Annotated in this window: 12 protein-coding genes; 10 read left to right on the forward strand and 2 right to left on the reverse strand. The window is 45.3% G+C overall.

The features are described 5' to 3' along the window. The first annotated feature begins 6 nt into the window (after positions 1-6). The 10 genes from DWW90_RS02305 (at position 7) to DWW90_RS02350 (ending at position 21706) form a co-directional block, all read left to right on the forward strand. Positions 7-1203 (forward strand): AGE family epimerase/isomerase, encoded by a 1197-nt coding sequence (locus DWW90_RS02305; RefSeq protein ID WP_122343840.1) that lies wholly within the window; start codon positions 7-9, stop codon positions 1201-1203. Continuing rightward, positions 1203-2450, forward strand: coding sequence for an MFS transporter (locus tag DWW90_RS02310; RefSeq protein WP_122333791.1), 1248 nt, complete (start codon positions 1203-1205; stop codon positions 2448-2450). The genes DWW90_RS02305 and DWW90_RS02310 overlap by 1 nt, the downstream gene beginning before the upstream one ends. A 15-nt stretch (positions 2451-2465) precedes the next feature. Beyond that, positions 2466-4085, forward strand: a complete 1620-nt coding sequence (locus DWW90_RS02315; protein ID WP_122343841.1) for a sialidase family protein — start codon at positions 2466-2468, stop codon at positions 4083-4085. A 7-nt stretch (positions 4086-4092) separates the two neighbouring features. Beyond that, positions 4093-8706 (forward strand): cyclically-permuted mutarotase family protein, encoded by a 4614-nt coding sequence (locus DWW90_RS20710; protein ID WP_122343842.1) that lies wholly within the window; start codon positions 4093-4095, stop codon positions 8704-8706. Between the two features lie 86 nt (positions 8707-8792). Next, complete coding sequence (locus DWW90_RS02325; protein WP_122343843.1) at positions 8793-12899, forward strand: hybrid sensor histidine kinase/response regulator transcription factor; 4107 nt, start codon at positions 8793-8795, stop codon at positions 12897-12899. 184 nt (positions 12900-13083) lie between these two features. After that, complete coding sequence (locus DWW90_RS02330; protein ID WP_122343844.1) at positions 13084-16236, forward strand: TonB-dependent receptor; 3153 nt, start codon at positions 13084-13086, stop codon at positions 16234-16236. A 23-nt stretch (positions 16237-16259) separates the two neighbouring features. Further along, positions 16260-17768, forward strand: a complete 1509-nt coding sequence (locus tag DWW90_RS02335) for a RagB/SusD family nutrient uptake outer membrane protein (protein ID WP_122343845.1) — start codon at positions 16260-16262, stop codon at positions 17766-17768. Further along, on the forward strand, positions 17759-18829 hold the full coding sequence (locus tag DWW90_RS02340; RefSeq protein WP_233547631.1) for an aldo/keto reductase: 1071 nt from the start codon (positions 17759-17761) through the stop codon (positions 18827-18829). The genes DWW90_RS02335 and DWW90_RS02340 overlap by 10 nt, the downstream gene beginning before the upstream one ends. Before the next feature lie 17 nt (positions 18830-18846). Then, positions 18847-20838 (forward strand): DUF2264 domain-containing protein, encoded by a 1992-nt coding sequence (locus DWW90_RS02345; RefSeq protein WP_122343846.1) that lies wholly within the window; start codon positions 18847-18849, stop codon positions 20836-20838. A gap of 1 nt (position 20839) precedes the next feature. Beyond that, positions 20840-21706: a VOC family protein gene (locus DWW90_RS02350; RefSeq protein ID WP_122343847.1), complete on the forward strand. Its 867-nt coding sequence runs from the start codon at positions 20840-20842 to the stop codon at positions 21704-21706. A gap of 27 nt (positions 21707-21733) precedes the next feature. Here the strand turns inward: DWW90_RS02350 and DWW90_RS02355 are convergent, their stop codons facing one another. Together DWW90_RS02355 and DWW90_RS02360 are read right to left on the reverse strand one after the other, a co-directional pair. Next, a complete protein-coding gene (locus DWW90_RS02355; protein ID WP_122343848.1) occupies positions 21734-22333 on the reverse strand; it encodes a TIGR00730 family Rossman fold protein in 600 nt (199 codons plus the stop codon). Continuing rightward, positions 22333-23079: a TIGR02757 family protein gene (locus tag DWW90_RS02360; RefSeq protein ID WP_122343849.1), complete on the reverse strand. Its 747-nt coding sequence runs from the start codon at positions 23077-23079 to the stop codon at positions 22333-22335. The genes DWW90_RS02355 and DWW90_RS02360 overlap by 1 nt, the downstream gene beginning before the upstream one ends. Between the last annotated feature and the right edge of the window lie 3 nt (positions 23080-23082).

Raw genomic sequence — 23082 nt, forward strand, 5'->3', positions numbered from 1 at the left:
AACGCCATGAATGACATCGCACACCCGTCCGAATACTTAGGGTATTGGGGCGAAAAATACAAACAAGATCTACTGACCGACATTCTGCCTTTCTGGTTGAAATATGGGTTAGACAAAGAGAACGGAGGCTACTTCACTTGCCTGGACCGCGAAGGTTCGCTATTAGACACGAATAAATCGGTCTGGTTCCAGGGGCGGTTTGCCTTTATACTCGCTTATGCTTACAATCATCTCGAAAAACGCGCCGAATGGTTGGATGCCTGCAAAAGCGGCATCGACTTTATCGAAAAACACTGTTTCGATACGGATGGACGCATGTTTTACGAAGTAACGAAAATAGGAACTCCCGTACGTAAACGCCGATATGTATTTTCTGAAACATTTGCCGCCATCGCCATGGCTCAGTATTCGATCGCCTCGGGCGACAAGAGCTATGCCGAAAAAGCGGTCAAATTGTTCAACCAAATTCTCTATTACAAGAACACACCCGGGGCATTAGAGCCTAAATTTCGAGAAGGATTCGTTGCAAAAGGTCATTCCTTTTGCATGATCCTGATCGACACAGCCGCCCGCATCCGCGAAGCGGTCAATGACCCTGTGCTGACCTGCCAGATCGACGAATCGATAGCCGAACTGCAACGTGATTTCATGAAACCGGAGTTTAAAGCGATCTTAGAGACTGTCGGACCGGACGGCGAGTTTATCGACTCGATACCGGGCCGAACCATCAATCCGGGACATTCCATCGAAACAGCCTGGTTCATTCTCGAAGAGGCCAAACACCGCAATTGGGACCCGAAGCTGAAACAGATGGGGCTGACCATCCTCGATTGGTCCTGGAAGTGGGGCTGGGATGAAAAGTATGGCGGGATCACCTATTTCAGGGATTGTAAAAACCGCCCGCAACAGGAATACTGGCACGATATGAAGTTCTGGTGGCCGCAATGCGAAGCCATCATTGCCACGCTGTATGCGTATGAGGCGACCGGAGACCCGAAATACCTGAAGATGCACCGGCAGATCAACGAATATACCTACGCTCGTTTTCCGGACAAGGAATACGGCGAATGGTTCGGCTATTTCCATTATGACGGAACACTCTCACAGCCTGCAAAGGGGAACATGTATAAAGGACCGTTCCACATCCCCCGGATGCTTCTGAAATGTCATCTGTTATGTAAGGAAATACTGCCTGGGCTATGATGAACAATAAGAAATACTATCCCTGGATAGTCGTCGCCTTGCTTTGGGGCGTAGCTTTGTTAAACTACATGGACAGACAGATGCTTTCGACCATGAAGTCTGCCATGATGATCGATATTACCGAACTGGAATCCGCCACCAACTTCGGCCGCCTGATGGCTGTATTCCTCTGGATTTACGGCCTGATGAGCCCTGTAGCCGGCATGATCGCCGACCGGGTGAACCGGAAGTGGCTGATCGTAGGCAGTCTCTTTGTCTGGTCGTTCGTAACATTGATGATGGGCTATTCGACAGACTTCAACCAGATCTATATCCTCCGGGCCATTATGGGAGTCAGCGAAGCCTTGTATATTCCTGCCGGACTTTCCCTGATAACGGATTACCACCAGGAGAAAACCCGCTCGCTTGCAGTCGGCGTCCATATGACCGGCCTCTACACCGGACAGGCGTTGGGCGGCTTCGGGGCGACAATCGCCGGGGCATACAGTTGGGAGACGACTTTCCACTGGTTCGGGATCATCGGGATTGCGTACAGCCTGGTGCTGATCCTTTTCCTCAGAGATAAAAAAGACCATACGGTTGTCAAGCCGGTTGCTTCGGCTCCCGGGCCGAAAGAGAATCCGGTGGCGGCTGCGATAAAAGGAATGGGAATGTTATTCGTAAACATCTCTTTCTGGATTATCCTGCTCTATTTCGCCACGTCGAGCCTGCCGGGTTGGGCAACCAAGAACTGGCTGCCGACGCTGTTCTCGGAAAACCTGTCCATCGATATGTCGGAAGCAGGGCCGTTATCGACTTTCACCATCGCGATCTCTTCCTTTATCGGGGTGATTGCGGGCGGTATATTGTCTGATAAATGGATACAACGAAACGTCCGGGGCCGTATTTATACCGGTTCCATCGGACTCGCGCTGACTATTCCCGCGCTTCTGCTCTTAGGGTTCGGCAATAGCTTTGCGATGATTATCGGCGGCGGACTTTGCTTCGGTATCGGGTTCGGCATATTCGACGCCAACAACATGCCGATCCTTTGCCAGTTCGTATCGCCACGCTACCGGGCTACGGCCTACGGGATTATGAATATGACAGGGGTGTTTGCCGGAGCGTTCATCACGAAACTATTAGGCGAATCGACGGATGCAGGAAACCTGGGACACGATTTCGCCATGATGGCGGGTCTGGTCTTTGCCGCTTTAGTCGTGGAAGTAATCTTCCTGCGACCAAAAACAATCAATATGAACGATTAATAATAAAAAAACATCATGAGAAAGATACTTCTTTATTTTAGCCTCCTTCTCTTCATTCAAACGGCTTTTGCAGCCGACAGCCTGTTTGTCAGGAAACCTCTGGTTCCGATATTGATCGACCGGACGGATAATATTTTGTTGGAAATGCGCATAGACGCGCATAAAGGCGATGTGCTCAACAAACTGTCCCTGCAATTCAAAGGAGAAATCGATTTAAACGACATAAAGGCGTTGCGCCTCTTTTATAGCGGCACGGAAGCAGCCTCCAGGGAAGGCCGGCATTACCGCCCCGTATCCTATATTTCCAGCCATGCGGAAGGAAAAACAAAAGCGGCCAATCCGGCTTACTCCGTTAAGCAGAGTGAAGTGACGGAAATCACAGGGACGGTGACCTTCACCAGCAACCAACCGATGGTAGAGGGCGTCAACTATTACTGGGTCAGCATCGAAATGAAACCGGAAACCTCTTTATTGTCGACTCTCACCGTACAGATGCCGATGGCCGAGATCAACGGCATGCCGGCAACGATCATGTGGGACGGCAAGGCGGATGTGCGCCGCATGGGGATCGGCGTGCGACATGCCGGAGACGATGGCGCTTCCGCATTCCGCATTCCGGGGCTGGTGACTTCCAACAACGGAACATTGTTAGGTGTGTACGACATCCGCTACAACAGCAGTGTGGACTTGCAGGAAATGGTCGACATAGGCGTCAGCCGGAGCACTGACAAGGGACAGACCTGGGAACCGATGCGCGTGGCCATGACTTTCGGCGAAACAGGCGGACTGCCTCATGCGCAGAATGGCGTGGGCGACCCGTCTATCCTGGTGGACAAGAAAACGAATACTATCTGGGTCGTTGCAGCCTGGACACACGGAATGGGGAACGGACGCGCCTGGTGGAACTCCATGCCGGGCATGACACCGGACAGCACCGCCCAATTAATGCTTGTCAAGAGTGAGGACGACGGGAAAACGTGGAGCAAACCGATCAATATCACCTCGCAGGTGAAAGATCCTTCCTGGTATTTCCTGTTGCAAGGACCGGGACGAGGCATCACGATGAAGGACGGGACACTGGTCTTCCCGATCCAGTTTATCGATTCCACCCGCGTGCCGAATGCGGGCATCATGTACAGCAAAGACAGCGGAACCACCTGGCATCTGCACAACCTGGCCCGGACAAATACGACCGAAGCGCAGGTGGCGGAAGTAGAGCCCGGCGTCCTGATGCTGAACATGCGCGACAACCGGGGAGGAAGCCGTGCCGTAGCCACGACCCGCGATCTGGGTAAAACGTGGTACGAACACCCGTCGAGCCGTAGCGCACTGCAAGAGCCCGTCTGCATGGCAAGCCTCATCCATGTGGATGCAAAGGACAATATCACCGGAAAAGACCTGCTGATCTTCTCCAACCCGAACACGACGAAAGGACGTAACCATATCACGATAAAAGTCAGTACGGACGGAGGTATAACCTGGCCGCTTGCCAACCAAGTAACACTGGACGAAGAAGAAGGATGGGGCTATTCCTGCCTCTCCATGATCGACCGCGAGACGGTCGGCATCTTCTACGAATCGAGCGTCGCTCACATGACATTCCAGGCAGTCAAGCTGACCGATTTAGTGAAATAAGTTTTTCATGAAACGCATACTGTTCATTTTAGTAAGTTTAGGTTTAGGGATATTGGCTGCTTGCGCAGCCAATATCCCTCATTTGCTCCCCTGGCCGCAAAAAGTGACTTGGACCGGAGAAAAGTTCCATGCCCGGGAAATTTCCGTTTCATGCGCATGGAATAAAAATTTCCCGGGCATGGAATGGTTATCGGACTGCGGGATATCCGTCGTCGAATCGCCAGGTAACCGAAGACTGACCATCAACTTGGTGAATAGTATTCCCGGTATTCCGGTTAATCCGGACGAAGCGTATAAACTACGTGTCACGTCCAACGAAATACGGATCGAGGCAACGACGGAAACAGGCGTCTACCGGGCTGTCCAGACCTTGCGGCAGCTGACGGAAAAGAAAGGGAAAGGCATTTCGGTCGCCGGCTGTGAAATAGTAGACTGGCCGGCTTTCCGGGTCCGCGGTTTTATGCAGGATGTAGGACGGAGTTATATCTCGCTTGAAGAGCTGAAGCGGGAAATCGCGGCCCTGTCCCGCTACAAAATAAATGTCTTTCACTGGCACCTGACCGAGAACCAGGCATGGCGCCTGCAAAGCAAACAATTTCCGATGCTGAGCGACAGCACGAACACAACCCGTATGCCGGGAAAATTCTATACGCTAAAAGAGGCACGGGAATTGGTTGATTTCTGCAAACAGCATTACGTCACGCTCATTCCCGAAATCGATATGCCGGGACACAGCGCCGCTTTTGTGCGCGCTTTCGGCCACGATATGCAGAGCCCGGAAGGGATGAAGATATTAAAGCTCCTGTTGGACGAAGTATGCGAAACATTCGACGTTCCGTACCTGCACATCGGAACGGACGAGGTGAAGTTCACAAACCCTGATTTCGTACCCGAAATGGTCGCTTATGTCCGTTCCAAAGGGAAAAAAGTAATATCCTGGAACCCCGGCTGGCACTACAAACCGGGAGAAATAGACATGACGCATCTGTGGAGTTATCGCGGGAAAGCGCAAAAAGGGATTCCCGCCATCGATTCCCGCTTCCATTACCTGAATCACTTCGATACGTTCGCCGACCTGTTCGCCCTCTATAACAGCCGTATCTACAACGAGCCGCAGGGCAGTGACGATCTCGCCGGGACGATCCTGGCCGTCTGGAACGACCGGATGATCCAACCGGAAGCGGACATCATCAAACAGAATAACTTCTATCCGAATATGCTCGCCATCGCCGAACGTGCCTGGCGCGGTGGAGGAACCGAATATTTCGACAAGCACGGGACTGTCCTTCCTCCGGAAAGCAGCGAAGAGTTCAAAGCTTTTGCCGATTTCGAGAACCGGTTGCTCTGGCATAAGGAACATTATTTCCAGGGATATCCGTTCGCGTACGTCAGGCAGACAAATGTCAAATGGCGCATTACGGATGCTTTCCCGAACCAAGGGAATCTGCACGAATCGTTCCCGCCCGAAAAAACATTGGATACGCAATATACATACAACGGGAAAACATACGGAACCTGCGAGGCAAGAGGCGCCGGAATCTATCTGCGCCATGTATGGGGAACACTGGTTCCGGGTATTTACGAACAGCCGGAAGAGAATCATACGGCCTATGCCTGGACTTGGGTTTATTCACCTGAAGCGCAGGATGTCGGCGCCTGGATCGAATTCCAGAATTACAGCCGTTCGGAAATGGACCTGCCACCACTTCCCGGAAAATGGGATTACCGGGAAAGCCGCGTATGGCTGAACGACCGGGAAATTCTTCCTCCTGTCTGGACAGCTACACATCGCGAAAAGTCGAATGAGACGCTGCTCGGCAACGAGAACTGCGTGGTTCGTCCACCCATCCCTGTCCATTTAAAGAAAGGATGGAACAAGGTCTTTCTTAAACTTCCTGTCGGCACATTCACACAACCAGAAATCCGCTTGCAGAAGTGGATGTTTACATTCGTATTCGTGACACCGGACGGTGAAAAGGCTGTCGACGGCCTCATCTATTCGCCGGACAAGGAACTTCCCGCCATGCATGCACAGAAGGCTGACTGTGGCAACAACGTTACATACGATCACGGAGGACTGCAAATGCCCGTTACTTACTCAGATAATATGGTGCTCCAACGGGAAAAGCCGCTTGTTATAGCCGGTATTGCCAATGCCGGGGAGGAAGTAACAGTCCGGATTGCCGGGCAACAAGGGCAGGCCGTGACGGGTGCAAACGGCAAATGGTCTGTTACGCTGCCGCCCATGAAAGCAGGAGGACCGTACACGTTAAGTATATCTGCCGATTCCGAAAGACTGGATTATACAAATGTTTTGATCGGCGAAGTATGGCTTTGTTCCGGCCAGTCGAACATGGCGTTCCAGGTAAACAGTGCCATCGACAGCCAGCGGAAAGCTTTTCTGGAATTTGCCGCCGGGAAACCGCAAATCCGTCTTTTCGATATGAAGCCCCGTTGGGCGACAAATGCGGTGGAATGGGATGTTTCGGTATTGGATTCACTCAACAGGCTCCAATATTACCAGGATACCGAATGGAAAGAATGCAACGAAGAAACGGCGAATCGTTTCTCGGCTGTCGCCTTCGCTTTCGGGCAGATGCTTTCGGATAGCCTGCAGGTTCCTGTCGGGCTTATCCTGAATGCCATAGGCGGCTCGCCAACGGAAGCCTGGGTCGACCGTCAAACGCTGGAGGCAGAATTTCCGGATATTCTATACGACTGGAGACAGAATGATCTCATCCAGGAGTGGGCCCGGGAACGCGCAAGCCTCAATATCAAAAAGTCAACAAACAAACAGCAACACCATCCGTATGAGCCGTGCTACTTATACGAATCGGGCATACACCCACTTGAAAAGTTCCCGATACGGGGTATCATCTGGTATCAGGGGGAATCGAATGCGCACAACATAGAAGCTCACGAGAAACTATTCCGCCTGTTGACGACAAGCTGGCGGGAAAACTGGCGGGAAGAACTTCCTTTCTATTACGTGCAGCTATCCAGCATCGATCGCCCCAGCTGGCCCCGGTTCCGCGACAGCCAGCGCAAATTGATGCAATCCATACCGAACAGCGGCATGGCTGTCAGCAGCGACAAGGGAGATTCCTTAGATGTCCATCCGCGTCACAAACGTGAAATAGGAGAACGTCTTGCCCATTGGGCATTAAACAAAACATACGGCCACGATTGCCTGCCGTCCGGCCCGTTATACCGTTCCGTCTCTTTCAAAGCCGATACGGCTTACATCACTTTTGATTACGGAGAAGGGATGCATAGTTCCGACGGCGGAGAATTGCGGACTTTTGAAATCGCGGAACATGATGGATTATTCGTACCTGCCGAGGCTCTAATAACCGATGGAAAGACGATAAAAGCATGGAGCAGACAAATCAAGCATCCGAAATTCGTCCGTTACGGCTGGCAGCCTTTTACCCGCGCCAATCTGGTAAACAGGGAAGGACTTCCGGCTTCGACATTCTGTTCGGAGGCTTCGAAGGTCGACTGGTCCGGATTGCCCGACCTGCCCAATGTCGGTAAAACGTCAGCATTGGGCGTATCCGCTCCATTCGCCGGCATCAGCCACGGACAGCTATTAGTCGCCGGAGGCTGTAACTTTCCCGGCAAACCGGCAGCCGAAGGAGGGACCAAACAATATTACAGTGAAATCTATGCCTTAGATATCACCGGCCAAACATCGCCTGAATGGCGAGTGACCGGACAGCTATCCAAACCGCTGGCGTATGGCGCTTCTGTCGCAACACCCCAAGGTATTGTCTGGATCGGAGGAAATAACGACAAAGGGGCTTCCAAAGAGGTTTTCCTGGTAAACTGGCTGACAGCGGAAGGAAAGCCAAGTATCTCCAAACTCCCTGAACTGCCGGTAACAATGGATAATTTCGCAGCCGCTTATGCTGACGGACAGATATTCGTGACGGGAGGCAACCAACAGCAGAGCCCTTCAAACACACTCTATTCCCTCAGATTAACAGAATCGGGAAATGGAGAATGGACCCGGTTACCGGATTTTCCCGGTCCGGCCCGCATCCAGCCTGTATTAGCAGCCCAGCAATCCCAAGACGGCACACGTCTTTATCTAACAGGTGGTTTCCAGCCGGTTTCAGGCCGTCAGAGAGCCATTGTGTCGACAGATATGCTCTCTTATCATCCGGAGAAAAAAGAGTGGAGACAGGAAAGCATTCTGCCTTTTTCAGCAGAAGGTTCTCCCAATACCCTGACAGGCGGCTGCGCTGTCTCATCCGGCAACAGTTCCATCTTATTAATGGGAGGTGTCAACTACACCCGCTTTCGCGATGCGCTTAACCGTCCGTTAGAAATAGAACAGGCAACAGCTGCCGGTAATACTTTATTACAAGATTCCTTACAAAACGAAGCCCGTAATTATCTGTTTCATCCGGTGGAATGGTATAAATTCAACACCACCCTGTTGCAATACAACACCTTCACCCGGCAATGGAATGTCCTTGAAGAAAACGAAAAACTGGCACGCGCAGGAGCCGGGATTGCCATTAATGGGGACGAGATCATACTTATTAACGGAGAGCTAAAGCCGGGGATACGCACGCCGGAAATCAATATGTTCATATACGATCCCGATAAATAAAATAATGACAAAGGATAACCTATTTGTCACATCTTTCTATAACTTTGTCTCCTCATCTATTTGAATCAAAGTAATACTATTTTGTTATGCCTAAGAAAATCTTATTTTCCCTTCTATTCATAATAATAGCATTCACGAATCTGTATGCAGACAGTCGTTTTAGCGTTGAATCAAATTATAAAATCAGACGCGTGTCTCCGGAAGGAGGATTAAGCACAAACGGACAGCGTGACGTACGGCAAGATAAATGGGGATTCATTTGGGTTATCACCGTTAATAATTTATATCGGTTCGATGGCTATACCTTTAAACCATATACAGACAAACTAAATAATACCGCTCCATCCATCTCATGGCCTTTTGAAAGACTGGAAATTGACAAAGCCGGAGATCTTTATGTAACATCCAGTGTTGGTTTACTCAGATACAACTCCCTCACTGACAATTTCGACTGCTTATTAGAAGGTAGATGTTCCTCTATCAAAGAAGACGCTAAAGAAAGATTATGGATATCTAATCCTTCTTCAATAGGTTTATTTAATCGAAAGAACCTTCTATTTACTCAAATAAAATCGGAAAATGGTGATATCCCGGATGTTTCGTGTATTTGTACGCAAGGAGGAAACATCTACATTGGAACAGCAACAGGTAAAATTTATTTATATGATGAAAACAAAAGAGTCTTCCGACAAGTACTTTACAATCCGGAATACAATATTGTCGATATCACATCCGAAGGTTCTCTACTCTACGTTCTGACAGAAAGTAAAGGATTGATTGTAATCTCCACCGAAAATCATCAAAAGATCAAGCAGTATGATTTTTTTTATCCACAAGGAGATACACGAGTTTCCGCCAGAGCTTTATTCATTGATAAATTTAATCATATATGGATTACCGGACAACGTGGAATATACATATTAAATCCCGAAACCGATGAATTCATCCATCATTCATACGAAAAGACAGATCCCTACGGATTGCCAAGCAATTCTATTTGGAGAATTGCCGAAGATGTACAAGGATGTCTGTGGTTCGGCACATATTCAGGTGGACTTTGTTTCATCAATCTCGATGAACAAAAGAGTTTAAAGTCATTCAATGGGCGAACTGATGAGTTAAGCTATTCAGTCGTCAGTAGTTTTGCCGAAGATGATAAATATTTATGGATAGGGACAGAGGGAGGAGGACTTAACAGATATGATAAACAGACAAACAAGTTTTCCTATTTCAAATACAGACCTAACCAAAACAGCCTCTCATACGACAACATCCAATGTTTACTATACTCAAACAATCTGCTTTGGATAGGTATGTCACGAGGCGGCTTAGACTGTCTGAATACAAAAACAGAACATTTCACTCATTATACGATCAATAACAATATGCTAATAAATGATCATGTTGAAAGAATCGTTGCCGAAGCAGACTCGGGAATCTGGATCAAATATCTGATGAATAGAAATTATCTGACCTACTTATCAATAAAAGAGAACACAACCAAACATTTTAATTTCCAATCACTTCCTATTCAGCCAAATGGGGATATAAGTGACATAAAAAGAGGGAATGGAGATACCTTGTGGATCGCATCCTCCCAGCAACTACTAACAATGAATGTCCGAACACATGATGTACAAGTAGCCGGATATAAGCATTCGGATATAAAAGATATCCATAACATTAATATCCAGACCATCCATGTCGACAATAAGCAACAACTCATATGGATAGGAACCCAAGGTAACGGCTTGCTGGTTTATGATATATCCAAACAAAGCTTATTGCAAAAAGCCGATTTATCAAAATATAAAGTCCATTCCATTTACAGTATAAATAAAGACAGTAAAGGTAATATCTGGATGGGGACCGATAACAGCTTGTTCCGTATGAATATCGAAACCGGCAGACTTCAGCAATTTAATAAGGCAGACGGAGCACAAGGACAAACCTATTATCCTTTTTCAACATTTAAATCAAGTAATGGAGAACTCTATTTTGGAGGAAATGAAGGATTTACAATAATTGATCCGGCTAAAATCTCCTACAACGACTTTAAACCTAAAGTCATTATTTCTGACTTTTTACTTGATAACACATCGGTTATCCCCAATAATAAATATTCTCCGCTAAAATCCTCCATTTTCCAAACAAAGGAATTAACACTCAATCATTACCAGAATAATTTTTCTTTCGAGTTCACCTCGACCAATTACCTGAACTCCGATAAAAACCGTTTTCGCTATCGTCTTAAAAGATACGATGACAGATGGATCGAAACGGATGCAAGCCACCGATCCGTCTCATATTCAAAAGTACCCAAAGGCATCTACTATTTTGAAATTATGACGGCCAATAATGACGGCATATGGGGCGAACTCACCTCTCTTAAAATCACAGTCAAGCCTGCTCCATGGCTGACAAACTGGGCAATCACGGGATATATCATCTTATTTTCTATTATCCTCTATACATGTATTCGTTATTATAATTATCAACGCAAATTGAAAATGCGATATTACCTTGAAGAACGTGAACAAGAACAGAAAGAAGAATATCACCAGGCACAATTGATATTTTTCACAAACGTATCACACGATTTCCGTACCCCTCTCTCTTTAATTCTTGCGGCATTAGAACCTATCAAGTCCGGAAATCTCGCGGAAAAATACATCTCTATCCTCGAAAACAATGCCAAACGGTTAATAGCATTAGTCAATGAAGTAATGGATTTCCGCTCTTTACAAAATAACAAGATCAGACTAAACCTGCAAACCGGTAACTGGAATCAGTTTGTGTCAGAAAATTGTTCCGACTTCTCCGAAGCCGCAGAACAAAAAGAGATAAGTTATACCACAGAACTGGATTTATCCATTACAACAGAGCTTTACTTTGATAAAAAAGTAATGGAAAAAATACTTCTGAATCTGCTCAATAATGCACTCAAATATACCCCAAACGGCGGAAAAATAAAAATTTCGACACTCTCTAATATAAACAACTTCAAAAGTTCATATACAAACAAGATCATTATCCGAACAGGAGATAATACACAAAACCTGTACGGATTGGTTATAAGCGATAGTGGAGTCGGTATTTCGGAAGCTTCTATCGGACATATATTTGAACGCTATTACCGGGTAAGCGAATCGAGCGGGATCCAACATTTAGGCTCAGGCATAGGACTTGCATTGGTAAAAAGCCTGGTAGAGCTTCATAAAGGTTATATCGCAGTCTATAGCGAAAGAGATAAAGGCTCCGATATAGTAATCGGTTTCCCAATCGATATATCCGCCTACGAAAAAGACAATTTTAATAACGAGATTGCAAGTCAACCCCTACTATCCGGAAATAAATTAACGAGCCACTCTGCTCTCACAAGCCAGCATATAACTCCTGCACCTCTTCCGGACTTAAAGACAAAAAACATTCTTTTTGTCGAAGACAATGACGATCTAAGAGAGTTATTAGCGGAAATGCTTCGGGAATATTATAACGTAAAAGAAGTTACAAACGGCCAAGATGCATTAAAACAAATAGAGGATGATAATATAGATCTGGTCCTGACTGACATCATGATGCCGGGAATGAATGGCATTGAACTGAGTAAACATATTAAAGAAAATATCGACAGTTCCCATATACCCGTTGTTATATTAACAGCCAAAACCGGAGATGAGAACCAGATAGAGGGTTTATATTCCGGTGCAGACATTTATTTGAAAAAGCCAGTCAATAAAGATATTTTATTATTGAGTATCTCAAATCTTTTCAAGCAACAGGCGAGAATAAAAGAATATTATGCCAAGCACTATTTCGCGCAGACAGACAATAATGAAACATCTATAAATAAAAGAGATGCTGAATTCATGAAACAATTTACGGAAGTCATAGAAAGAAATCTGTCCAATACAGAAATCGATGTATTACAAATTGCCTCTAATTTGGCAATGAGTAGACGTACACTCTATGGCAAAGTAAAAGCTCTGACCGGGCAATCAATCGTCGAATTCATCCGGAACTACCGGTTAAGAAAAGCAGCCCAGATATTAGCACAAGAAAATATCTCGATCAGTGCTGTAATGGAACGGGTAGGAATCGATAACGCCTCCTATTTCTCCCGAATATTTAAAACAGAATTTGGAGAATCTCCCTCCGATTTTGTTTCCAGACATCATAAAGAACCCAAGTAAAAAGAAACAGTCTTTGTTCTCAGGTGCACTTCATTTGTATTAATTGGCATTTTATGCGGAAATAAAACAATTTGCGAAAAAATGTTAGTTAATGGCCATTTTGTTCTATCCTCATCAATATCTTATCCATAATTTTAGTCTCAAGGAGATAACCGAGCTTCGTAAAACTTTAAATTAACATTATATGAAAAAGATCATTGATTCATTCCGGCAGGTAGGAATTATACTTGCTTTTTTGTTGAGTACGACAATTCTGTTTGCTCAACAAAAAGTAACAGGAGTCGTAAAAAGTGCGTACGATGAGCCATTAATAGGTGTCAATGTCGTCGTCAAAGGAAGTACCCAAGGTACCGTTACAGATTTTAATGGCCGCTATTCAATCGAAGTGCCCAATAATAAATCTGTATTAGAATTTACTTACATCGGATTTGTATCTCAACAAATAACTGTTGGTAACAAATCAACAATCGACATTACTTTAGTTGAAGATTCTAAAGCTCTTGAAGAAGTTGTCGTTGTAGGATACGGAACAGTTAAAAAGAGCGATCTGACAGGAGCCGTTTCGTCTATCAAATCAGAAGAACTGCAAAAGCTTCCCATGACCTCTTTGGACCAGGGTATTCAAGGAAGAGCAGCAGGTGTTCAGGTGACCAATACTTCCGGTGCTCCCGGAGGCCAGGTTTCGATACGTGTACGTGGAGGGAACTCTCTTTCCAGTAGCAACGAACCCTTATATGTAATCGATGGTTTTCCCGTTGGGGCCGGAGCCATGGCAGACGGTAACCAGAACGGGGCAATCGCAAATAACGGAATGGTAACTATCAATCCAAATGATATCGAATCCATAGAGATACTAAAAGATGCATCATCTGCCGCTATATATGGTTCTCGTGGTGCAAACGGAGTTGTTCTGATCACGACCAAACGAGGTAAAACAGGAAAAACCAAAGTAACTTATGACGGCTACTTTGGCATTCAAAATATTGCCAACAAAATGGAAATGATGAACGGTGAGGAATTTGCCACCATGTCTAATATCGCAGCCGAAAATGGAGGAGTGGCTCCCATTTACGGAGGAGCAAACGAGAAATGGAAAGAACCTTCCTATTACCGTAACAACAGTACAGACTGGCAAGACCTGATCTTCCGTACTGCTCTTATGCATAACCACCAAATAAACCTGAGCGGGGGATCTGAATCCAATCAATATGCCATTACCGGAAATTTCTTTAGCCAGGACGGCATCGTCATCAATTCGGATCTGAAACGCGCCTCCCTCAGGGCAAACATCGATTCAAAGATTTCCAATTGGATTAGTGTACAGACTTCTCTTACCGCCAGCCGTACATTTTCAAATGTTGCTTTTTCCGAAGGTGACGGTGCCCAAGGCGGCGGTGTAATCAACGGAGCTCTCGCAATCCCTTCAACCATGTACGTATACAATGAGGATGGAACATATTCGACTATGAACCAGACTCCCTATGGAGTAACAACAGGCAATCCTTACGCATTGGCTGAATTGGCAAAAGATAAATCCACCATCGATCGGGTAATTGCAAATGTCAACCTAAAGTTTAATCTTAACAAGATCACCGATGGGCTTGCCCTTGAAATACGCGGAGGAACAGACTATTCAAATGCTTTTCGCGACTCATATCTCCCTTCAACTGTTTTTCAGGGAGAGAGTGATAATGGTATCGCAACAAAAGGATGGAACAGGCGTTCAGTCTACCTGAATGAAAATTTATTGACTTATCAGAAAACATTCGGAAAACACGCTATCAATGCTGTAGCCGGTCTGACAATACAATATGACGACGAAATAAAAGGAAGAACGATCGTCTCCGGATTTGTAAACGACGTATTGGAAGATAACAGCATGGGATCGGCAAGTACCACCAAAGGAACTCCGACCTCATCAAGATGGTCTTCCCAGATGGCATCCTGGCTGGGACGTATCAACTATAATTATGCAGACAGATATCTATTGACTTTGACAGGACGTGCCGACGGCTCTTCTAAATTCGGTGTCAATAACAAATGGGGATTTTTCCCGTCAGCAGCCTTAGCTTGGCGTGTAACCGAAGAAGCCTTTATGGAAGACGCAGACTGGCTCAGCAATATGAAATTACGCGCAAGCTATGGTTTGGCTGGTAACCAAGGATTCGGAAGCTATTCTTCTGTAGCGAGTCTATCACAATACTCCTACAATTTAGGAGGAGACAAAGCAACCGGATTCGCCCCCAATAAGATTCCTAATTCGAACTTAAAATGGGAAACAACTTCGAACTTAGACCTGGGATTGGACTTTGGCTTTATCGACAATCGCCTGAAGTTTAACGTCGACTATTATTATAAAAAGACAAAAGATCTTCTCTGGAATGTTTCAATTCCTCTCTCTTCCGGTTTCGGTTCCATTTTCAGTAATCACGGGACACTTCGAAACTGGGGTATTGAGGCAAGTGTAAGCTACGACCTGATTACAAGTAATAAGCCCGGAGCCTTTACATGGAGCACCACGCTTATGTATTCGATGAATAGAAACAAGGTTTTGAGTATGCCGGATGTGACACCGGGCAGACCGGACGGATATCTTTCCGGGCATTTAAGAGTGGAAGGAAGCTGGCTGGAAGAAGGTTATCCGGTTGGTATATGGAAATACTATGTGTACGACGGTGTATTCGAAAATCAAGAGATGATGGATGCTACCATTGTGAATGCCAATGGCGAGACTGTAGCAAAACATCCGAAATCATTGACAACCGATGGATTAGGTTCTGCTAAATTTAAAGATCTGAACCAGGATGGCAAAATCGATCGTGAAGACTGGGCTGTGATCGGAGATCCGAATCCCGATTTCATTTTTAGTTGGACAAACAACTTTACATACAAGAACTTCGATTTAAGTATCTTTATTAACGGAAGTATAGGAAACGATATTATGAACCTTGGACGTGGAGAATATGCAATGGTATCTCCATTCGCTTCACAACGGAAAGATATGCTGAACTACTGGACTCCGAATAATACGCACACAGACATCCCTGCACCTCGTCTTGCACCACATGCCTATTTACCTTTATCATCATACATGATCGAAGATGGCTCCTATGTTCGCTTGAAAAATATCGTACTGGGATATCGTTTCCCCATTAAAAAATATATTGAGTCATTAAGACTTTATGTCAGTGCTCAAAACTTATTTACCATAACCAGCTATACCGGTTTTGATCCAGAAGTAAACAGTAAAGGGCAAAACAACCGGCAGTTGGGAGTAGATTACAATGCCTATCCGACAAGCAAAGTATTTACAATGGGTGTTAATATCGCTTTTTAATTAACTCATAAATCAGAATTGTTATGAAATCGATCTATAAAATTATATTTGTCAGCCTTATTTTTATGGGGCTAATGACCTCTTGTTTTGACAAATTCCTGGAAGAAGATGTATATGATTTTCTTTCTCCTAACAACTTTTACAAAACAGAGGCCGATGCCGAAGCTGCTGTAAATGCGATATACAGCCGGTTAGTATCCAGTGAAGATAACGACATATCATTCCACCGGGCGGCATTGATGATCGGAGAATATCCGGCAGAATGTTCTTCTGCACAAACTTCAACTGTCCCGTATCGCCTTGCATTTGAATTTTATACATGGACTCCCAATACAGACGGCATTGAATTAGTCTGGAAATTCTTCTATCAAGTCGTTTTCCGGACGAATGTAGCGATTGAAAACATTCCGAATATAAGTGGAGATCCGGTCAAAATCAAACGGCTGGAAGGGGAGGCCCGATTCCTGAGAGGACTTGCATATCTCTATCTGATACGTTTGTTCGACAATGTACCTCTCACGACTGCATCCGAACAAAATGACCAGAATCTCCCAAACATGGGAACCAGTGATGCCGTCTTCAAACAAATCATTGAGGACCTCACATTCGCGGAATCAGCTTTACCGGATTCCTACAGCGGAAATAATGTCGGACGTGCAACCAAAGGAGCAGCTCAGGCATTTTTAGCAAAAACCTATCTTACGATGGCCGGATATCCATGGAATAAAACAGAAAACTATGCTTTAGCCGCAACAAAATGTGAAGATATTATCAAATCCGGCAATTACGAACTGGACTCTAATTATGCTATGAACTTTAAAGAGGCTGGAGAACATAACAAAGAATACATCTTTGATGCCGAATTTCAACAAAATCTGAATGGTTCCAACTGGGTAAACATGTCCAGCATACGTGACCAAAATGTTTGTGGAATGGCTGGCTGGTCTTCATTCGGAGGGACCATGAACTTTTATGAAGACATGTTGAAAAACAACCCGGGTGACAAACGTTTGGCTACAAACATCATTTTATCGTTCATCGATACAAAAACAGGAGAAGAGAAAGTCTGGGGAAAAGATTTTGATGTAAACAAAGGATTGGTACATACCTGGAAATACATTGATCCGGAAGAGACTGGCGTAGGTGACCAGAACTCAAATCTGAACTATCACTTCACCCGCTATGCAGACGTATTATTAATGCATTCGGAGGCTGTTAATAATGCCAACGGATTCAATGGTTCATACGACAAATACTATGGCATCAACCGGGTTAGGGAACGTGCAGGTTTGGATGCGCTCGCCAATCTGGATAAAGAAACATTTAATAAAGCACTTATTTGGGAACGGGTTGTAGAATTATGCTATGAAGGTCATCTCTGGTATGACTATAAGCGCATGAATTGTATGGAAGAACGTGTTGCCCGTAAAGGTGTCGATATCGGAACAAACAAAAAATATTATGTCTATCCAATTCCAGTCAACGAATTGAGTAGAAATCCAAATCTGGAACAACATCCGTTATGGAAATAAGAAAAGAAAAAGATATGGAAGATTTCACCAGAAGAGATTTTATAAAAGGGGTGGTCGGTGCAGGGATCTCACTGATTGCAGCAGACAGTCTGGCTTCGGTATCGATGGATATGGCAACAATAAAGAATCCTTATGATGCCAAAGGACTACCGACCACAGAACTGGGAAAAACAGGAGTTATCATCCCGAGAATGGTCTTGGGCCTGGGAAGTCGATTCTGCCACATAGATGAAGATGAGGAAGCGTATGAAATGCTTAATTATGCCCTCGATAACGGTTTCTATTACTGGGACACGGCGCATGCTTACGATAATACCATTGCACTTCCCCCGGGAAAGAAAAAATCCCCCCGGCATATCATCAGCGAAGTACGCGTGGGCGAGGTTGTCAAATACAGGCGCAAAGAAATTTTCCTTTCTACAAAAGTAACAGCCCGCGAACCGGCGGAATCGATGAAAGAAATCGAACTCAGCCTAAAGCGGCTCAATACCGACAAGCTGGATATGCTAAAAATACACGATGTGCAGTCCATAGAAGATGTCGACCAAATGAGTAAAAAAGGCCATTTAATCGATATTCTCCATCGGTTAAAAGAAGAAGGGGTTACCCGCTTCATAGGCTTTTCCGGGCATGGAGATGCACAAGCGTTAAAAGAATTAGCCAATCGGGGAAATTTCGACAGCATGCTGGTTGCGATGAACCACTGGAATCCTCAACAACCGTCTCCGCGTCAAGAGGTCGCTGTTCCGGCAGGAAAGAAAAACAAAATGGGTGTACTCATTATGAAAGCCGTCCGCCCTAAAGAGACAATACCAGGCTTACATGCTCCTGACCTTGTCAGATATGCCCTCTCACTAAAAGGACCGGATGCCGTTGTTATCGGTATGGATAGTAAAGCAGTGGTAGATTCCAATCTGGAAATACTCCGCTACTTCAAAAAGCTATCTCCGGAACGGATGAAAGAACTGGCCGTACAGCTTGAACCATTCTATCGTCACGAGAATCTTCCTTGGATGCAAGATAACTATATTGACGGTATGTGGGAAACTATGTCTGTATAATCAATTAAGTTAATACCATGAGAAAGATTTTATTATATTTCATTATTGCTACCGGTTTACTTTCCTCCAATGTACTATCGGCGAATCCGCTAAAGGTGAAAGAAAATAAGCAAATCAGTCCCTATACCGGATATACAAGAGCACATTGGCTGGAAATAACCGAACAGCTAATAGCCGGAGCTTTAAACTATGTAAATCCGGAAACAGGCATATTCGATTTACCAAAGTCGACCGGAGCTTATTTGGATTTGGAGGATTTCAGGAATGAAAACCAGGCAAGGATAATGGAACGGATCATGGTTGGTGTTATTATTTACACGACTGCTACAGGAAAAGACGAAGTACCCGGATATAAGGGCTCCATTACAAAGCCTTTTATCAAAGCAATAACCAGAGGTACAGATCCCGAAAACGAGGATTATTGGGGAGATCCCGATCCGAACGATCAAATAGGCGTATCGTTTGCATTGGGTATATACGCCTGCCCGAAACGTTTTTGGGATCCGTTGACAGACAAACAAAAGAAAAATCTGGTCAACTTTTTCCGGAAACAATCATTCAACACAACTTATCATAACAATCACTACTTCTTCCATCTGTTTGCAACTTCACTTATTGAAAAGTATGGAAATGGTATCGAGTCAAACCGGGAACACCATACCCATATGATCAACAGACTTTTAGGCTGGTATAGGGGAGATGGCTGGTTTATAGATGGGAATAACCGGGGATTCGATTATTACAATCTCTGGGGATTCCAGCTCTTCAACCAAATGATTTATAAATACGATCCTGCCTGGAAAGAACAATTTGGGAATAAAATACAAGATATAGCCTCTCGCTTCCTGAAAGTTGTGCCTTATCAATACGCTCGTAGCGGAGGACACATCCCATGGGGCAGATCACTGACCTACCGGTTTGCCAGTAATGCAGCAATCGGATGGGCCGTTATCAATAATAACAACACATTATCACCGGGAATGGCCAGGCGCATCCTGTCCGGAGATTTAAAATATTTCTGGGAAAACGGCTGTATGGGAGAAAACGGATTACTGAATATCGGCTATTGGGGCAAGAACCAAAGTCTTGCCGAAACCTATATTGTTCCCGGTGATCCCTATTTCGCCATGCATGGCTTATGCTGCCTTTTACTCCCTGCTGATCACACGTTCTGGACGGAAAAGGAAGAACCTATGCCCGCTGACATCGCCGGAGGGAAGGTCGTTGTTGACGGAGCTCAATTCACTCTCAATGTAACACCTGTAGACGGGGATGCACGTTTAAATCCGGTAGGACAACCTTTCGACAGAGTAGTCTGGCAAACTCCGATCAAATATAATCAACATACTTATTCGGCGACTATCGGCTTTTGTCTGACCGGTGAAGGAGGAGAAGATATCGGAGCAGGACGAACCGGATATTCATACGACGGAAAAAAATGGATGTATAGATCGCGAAGTCGTTCTTTATTCATGACACCGGATCATATCGCGAGTGTATATCATCTGCGATCCATGAACAAAGAAGACCACACGCCGGAATTTCAAAAAGATGAATTGATTACTCATACATTAATCGGCAATGACGGAGAAATCCATATATTCTGGCATAATTATCCGGATTCATTATTCCTGTCAATCGGGGGATATGGAATCAGTGTTCCTCACAACAGTGAATTAGAAAAAGACCGGTCTCCACAAAGATTATGTATTCATGGTGGAAACTATTATTCAACATTACAGACAATCCTGGCGCCAGATGGAGATGTTAACTCCACTTTATTAAAACCTCGTAAAGGATGGGAGCATACGCACCTATTCGGTGGATTAGGAGCTTATTGCTTCTGGCAAAGCAAGGCAGGAGTACCTCCCCATACACCGATAGTAGTCTACGTAAACGGAACAAAAGACCGGGTTCCGGCAGACGTTAATGTTAACGTTACAAAAACATTCGACGGGTTAATTATCACTTTTGAAGGGAAACAGTATCCAATTAAAATCATTAACTGATATGATGTGTAGAAAAATATTCATAATCCTTCTTACCGGATTAATATCAATCTGTTCGCTTATAGCACAGGAAACAAAACGCCCGGCAATATGGGGGATCGCCAAAATGACATTTCTTGTGAGCGACATGGAGATGGCACGGGAATATTACGGACGTTTCCTCGGATTTGACGAAGCCTTTTCTTACCCGTCCCCATTAGGAACAGTTGTGTCGTTTAAAATAAATGATCGTCAATTTCTGGAATTTATTGTCGATAAGCAAGCCAAGCAAAAGAAACGTTTTGTCTCTCTCTCGCTGGAAACAGAATCCGTACCAGATATGCAACGTTATTTACAATCACAGGGTATGGACGTCTCCCAATGCATCACAGACGGAGCAGGGAATGAGGTTATTGTTACACAAGATGCTGCAGGAAACAAAATCGAGTTCATCGATCTCAAAGCAAATGGACTGCACCGGAAATCCAAAGGGAAATTTCTGTCTGAAAACAGAATTTCCAAACGTATTCATCATGCCGGCTTATACGCCAAAAGTATTGATGAACAAGATCCTTTCTGGGTTAAGATTCTGAAATGTAAAGAAATCGTCAGATATCCGCTGGATAAAACCCAGCCCGGTATTATCCAATATCTGGGCTTAGTTAATTGTACCGAAAACATCGAACATTATTCGCCTTGTGACGAAAACTTTGGTCATCCATGTTTCCTCGTTGAAGATATGCAGGAAACGATCTACACCTTAAAGGAAAGGAGAAATGGGCAAACCATAAACCAACCTTCCATAGGAAGGACAAAACGCTGGTTACTGAACCTTTTAACTCCGGATAATACGAAAGTCGAATTTACAGAAGCATATTGTATAAAGTAAATTCACCATACAATGCACAGGTAACACCTATACCAGCGCCATCTTACGTATATCCGCATCCCAGACCGGCTCCGTATAGATCAGTTCCACCGCTTCAGCCGGGGTAGAGGCCACCGCCCAGAGGCCGGCGTGTTGAGGGCGCATGAAATGTTCGTCTACGGCTTTACGGAACATTTCCAGCAGGGGATCGAAATAGCCGTTTATATTCAGGATCACAATTGGGTTGAGATACAAGCCTAACTGCTTCCAGGTGATCACTTCCAACAGTTCTTCCAGCGTACCGCAACCGCCGGGAAGGGCAATCACGGCATCCGACAGATCGGCCATCCGTTGTTTGCGTTCGTGCATATTGTCGACTTCGACCAATTCGGTTAGTCCCTTATGGTACCAGTTCTGTTCGACCATAAAATGGGGAATTACCCCTGTAACGGTTCCTCCGGCAGATAGTGTGCCATCCGAAACGGCACACATCAAACCGGTATTTCCCGCACCATTCACGACACGTAACCGGCGTTCACCCAACAGACGTCCCAACTCGGTAGCCGCCTCCTGATAGGCAGGGGCCACTTGCGTGCTGGAAGCGCAATACACACAAACCGAAGTAATCTTATTTCTCTCTTTTTCCATTATTCTTTCTTCTTATTGATATCGTAGCCAAACAAGGCGAAATCTCCTAAGCAAGGATCGTCGGGAAAGATACAGGCCAGAGCTTCCGTTATTTCAAGCGCCGTTTTCAAAGTAGCCGTACGTTGTACGGTCAGCCCCAATTCCAAGGAAATCTGATGTACGTGCGTATCCAGCGGAATAATCAATTGGCGGGGATGGAAAGCCGTCTTCCAGATACCGAAATCGACGATTCCATCGGTGCGGATCATCCAACGCAGGAACATAGCCAGGCGTTTACAGGCGGAACTTCCGTTCATCACCGGAATGCCGTTGATACCGGAAAACAAATCCTGTAGCTTCATGACCGGATTCGGGTGGGGACTCGCCGCCAAAGCGTATTCCAGGGAATCGTATTCCCCATAGATAGCATTCAAGCGGTCACACAAATCACGCAAATCTGAATGTGTATAAAAGCGATAGAACGTATCCCGCTTGCCTGCAGGGACATCCGAAACCAATTCTTTGTAACGTCCGGACACAATCCATTCATAAGGACTTCCGCCCATCCGGTCATGCAGCCAACCGGCTTTCCGGAGAATCAGTTCACGCCGTCCGTAGGAGATCCAGGAGGTGATAAAAGCAGATATCTCGATGTCCCGTTTCTCCGTATAGCGGTGGGGAAACTGAACCGGATCATCCGGAATAAAAGACTTCACATTATACGTTCCTGCCCATTCTTTCAGGCGCTTTTCAGTCTGTTTATCCATCCG

This window comes from Parabacteroides sp. AF17-28 (assembly GCF_003479205.1).
Taxonomy (GTDB): domain Bacteria; phylum Bacteroidota; class Bacteroidia; order Bacteroidales; family Tannerellaceae; genus Parabacteroides; species Parabacteroides acidifaciens.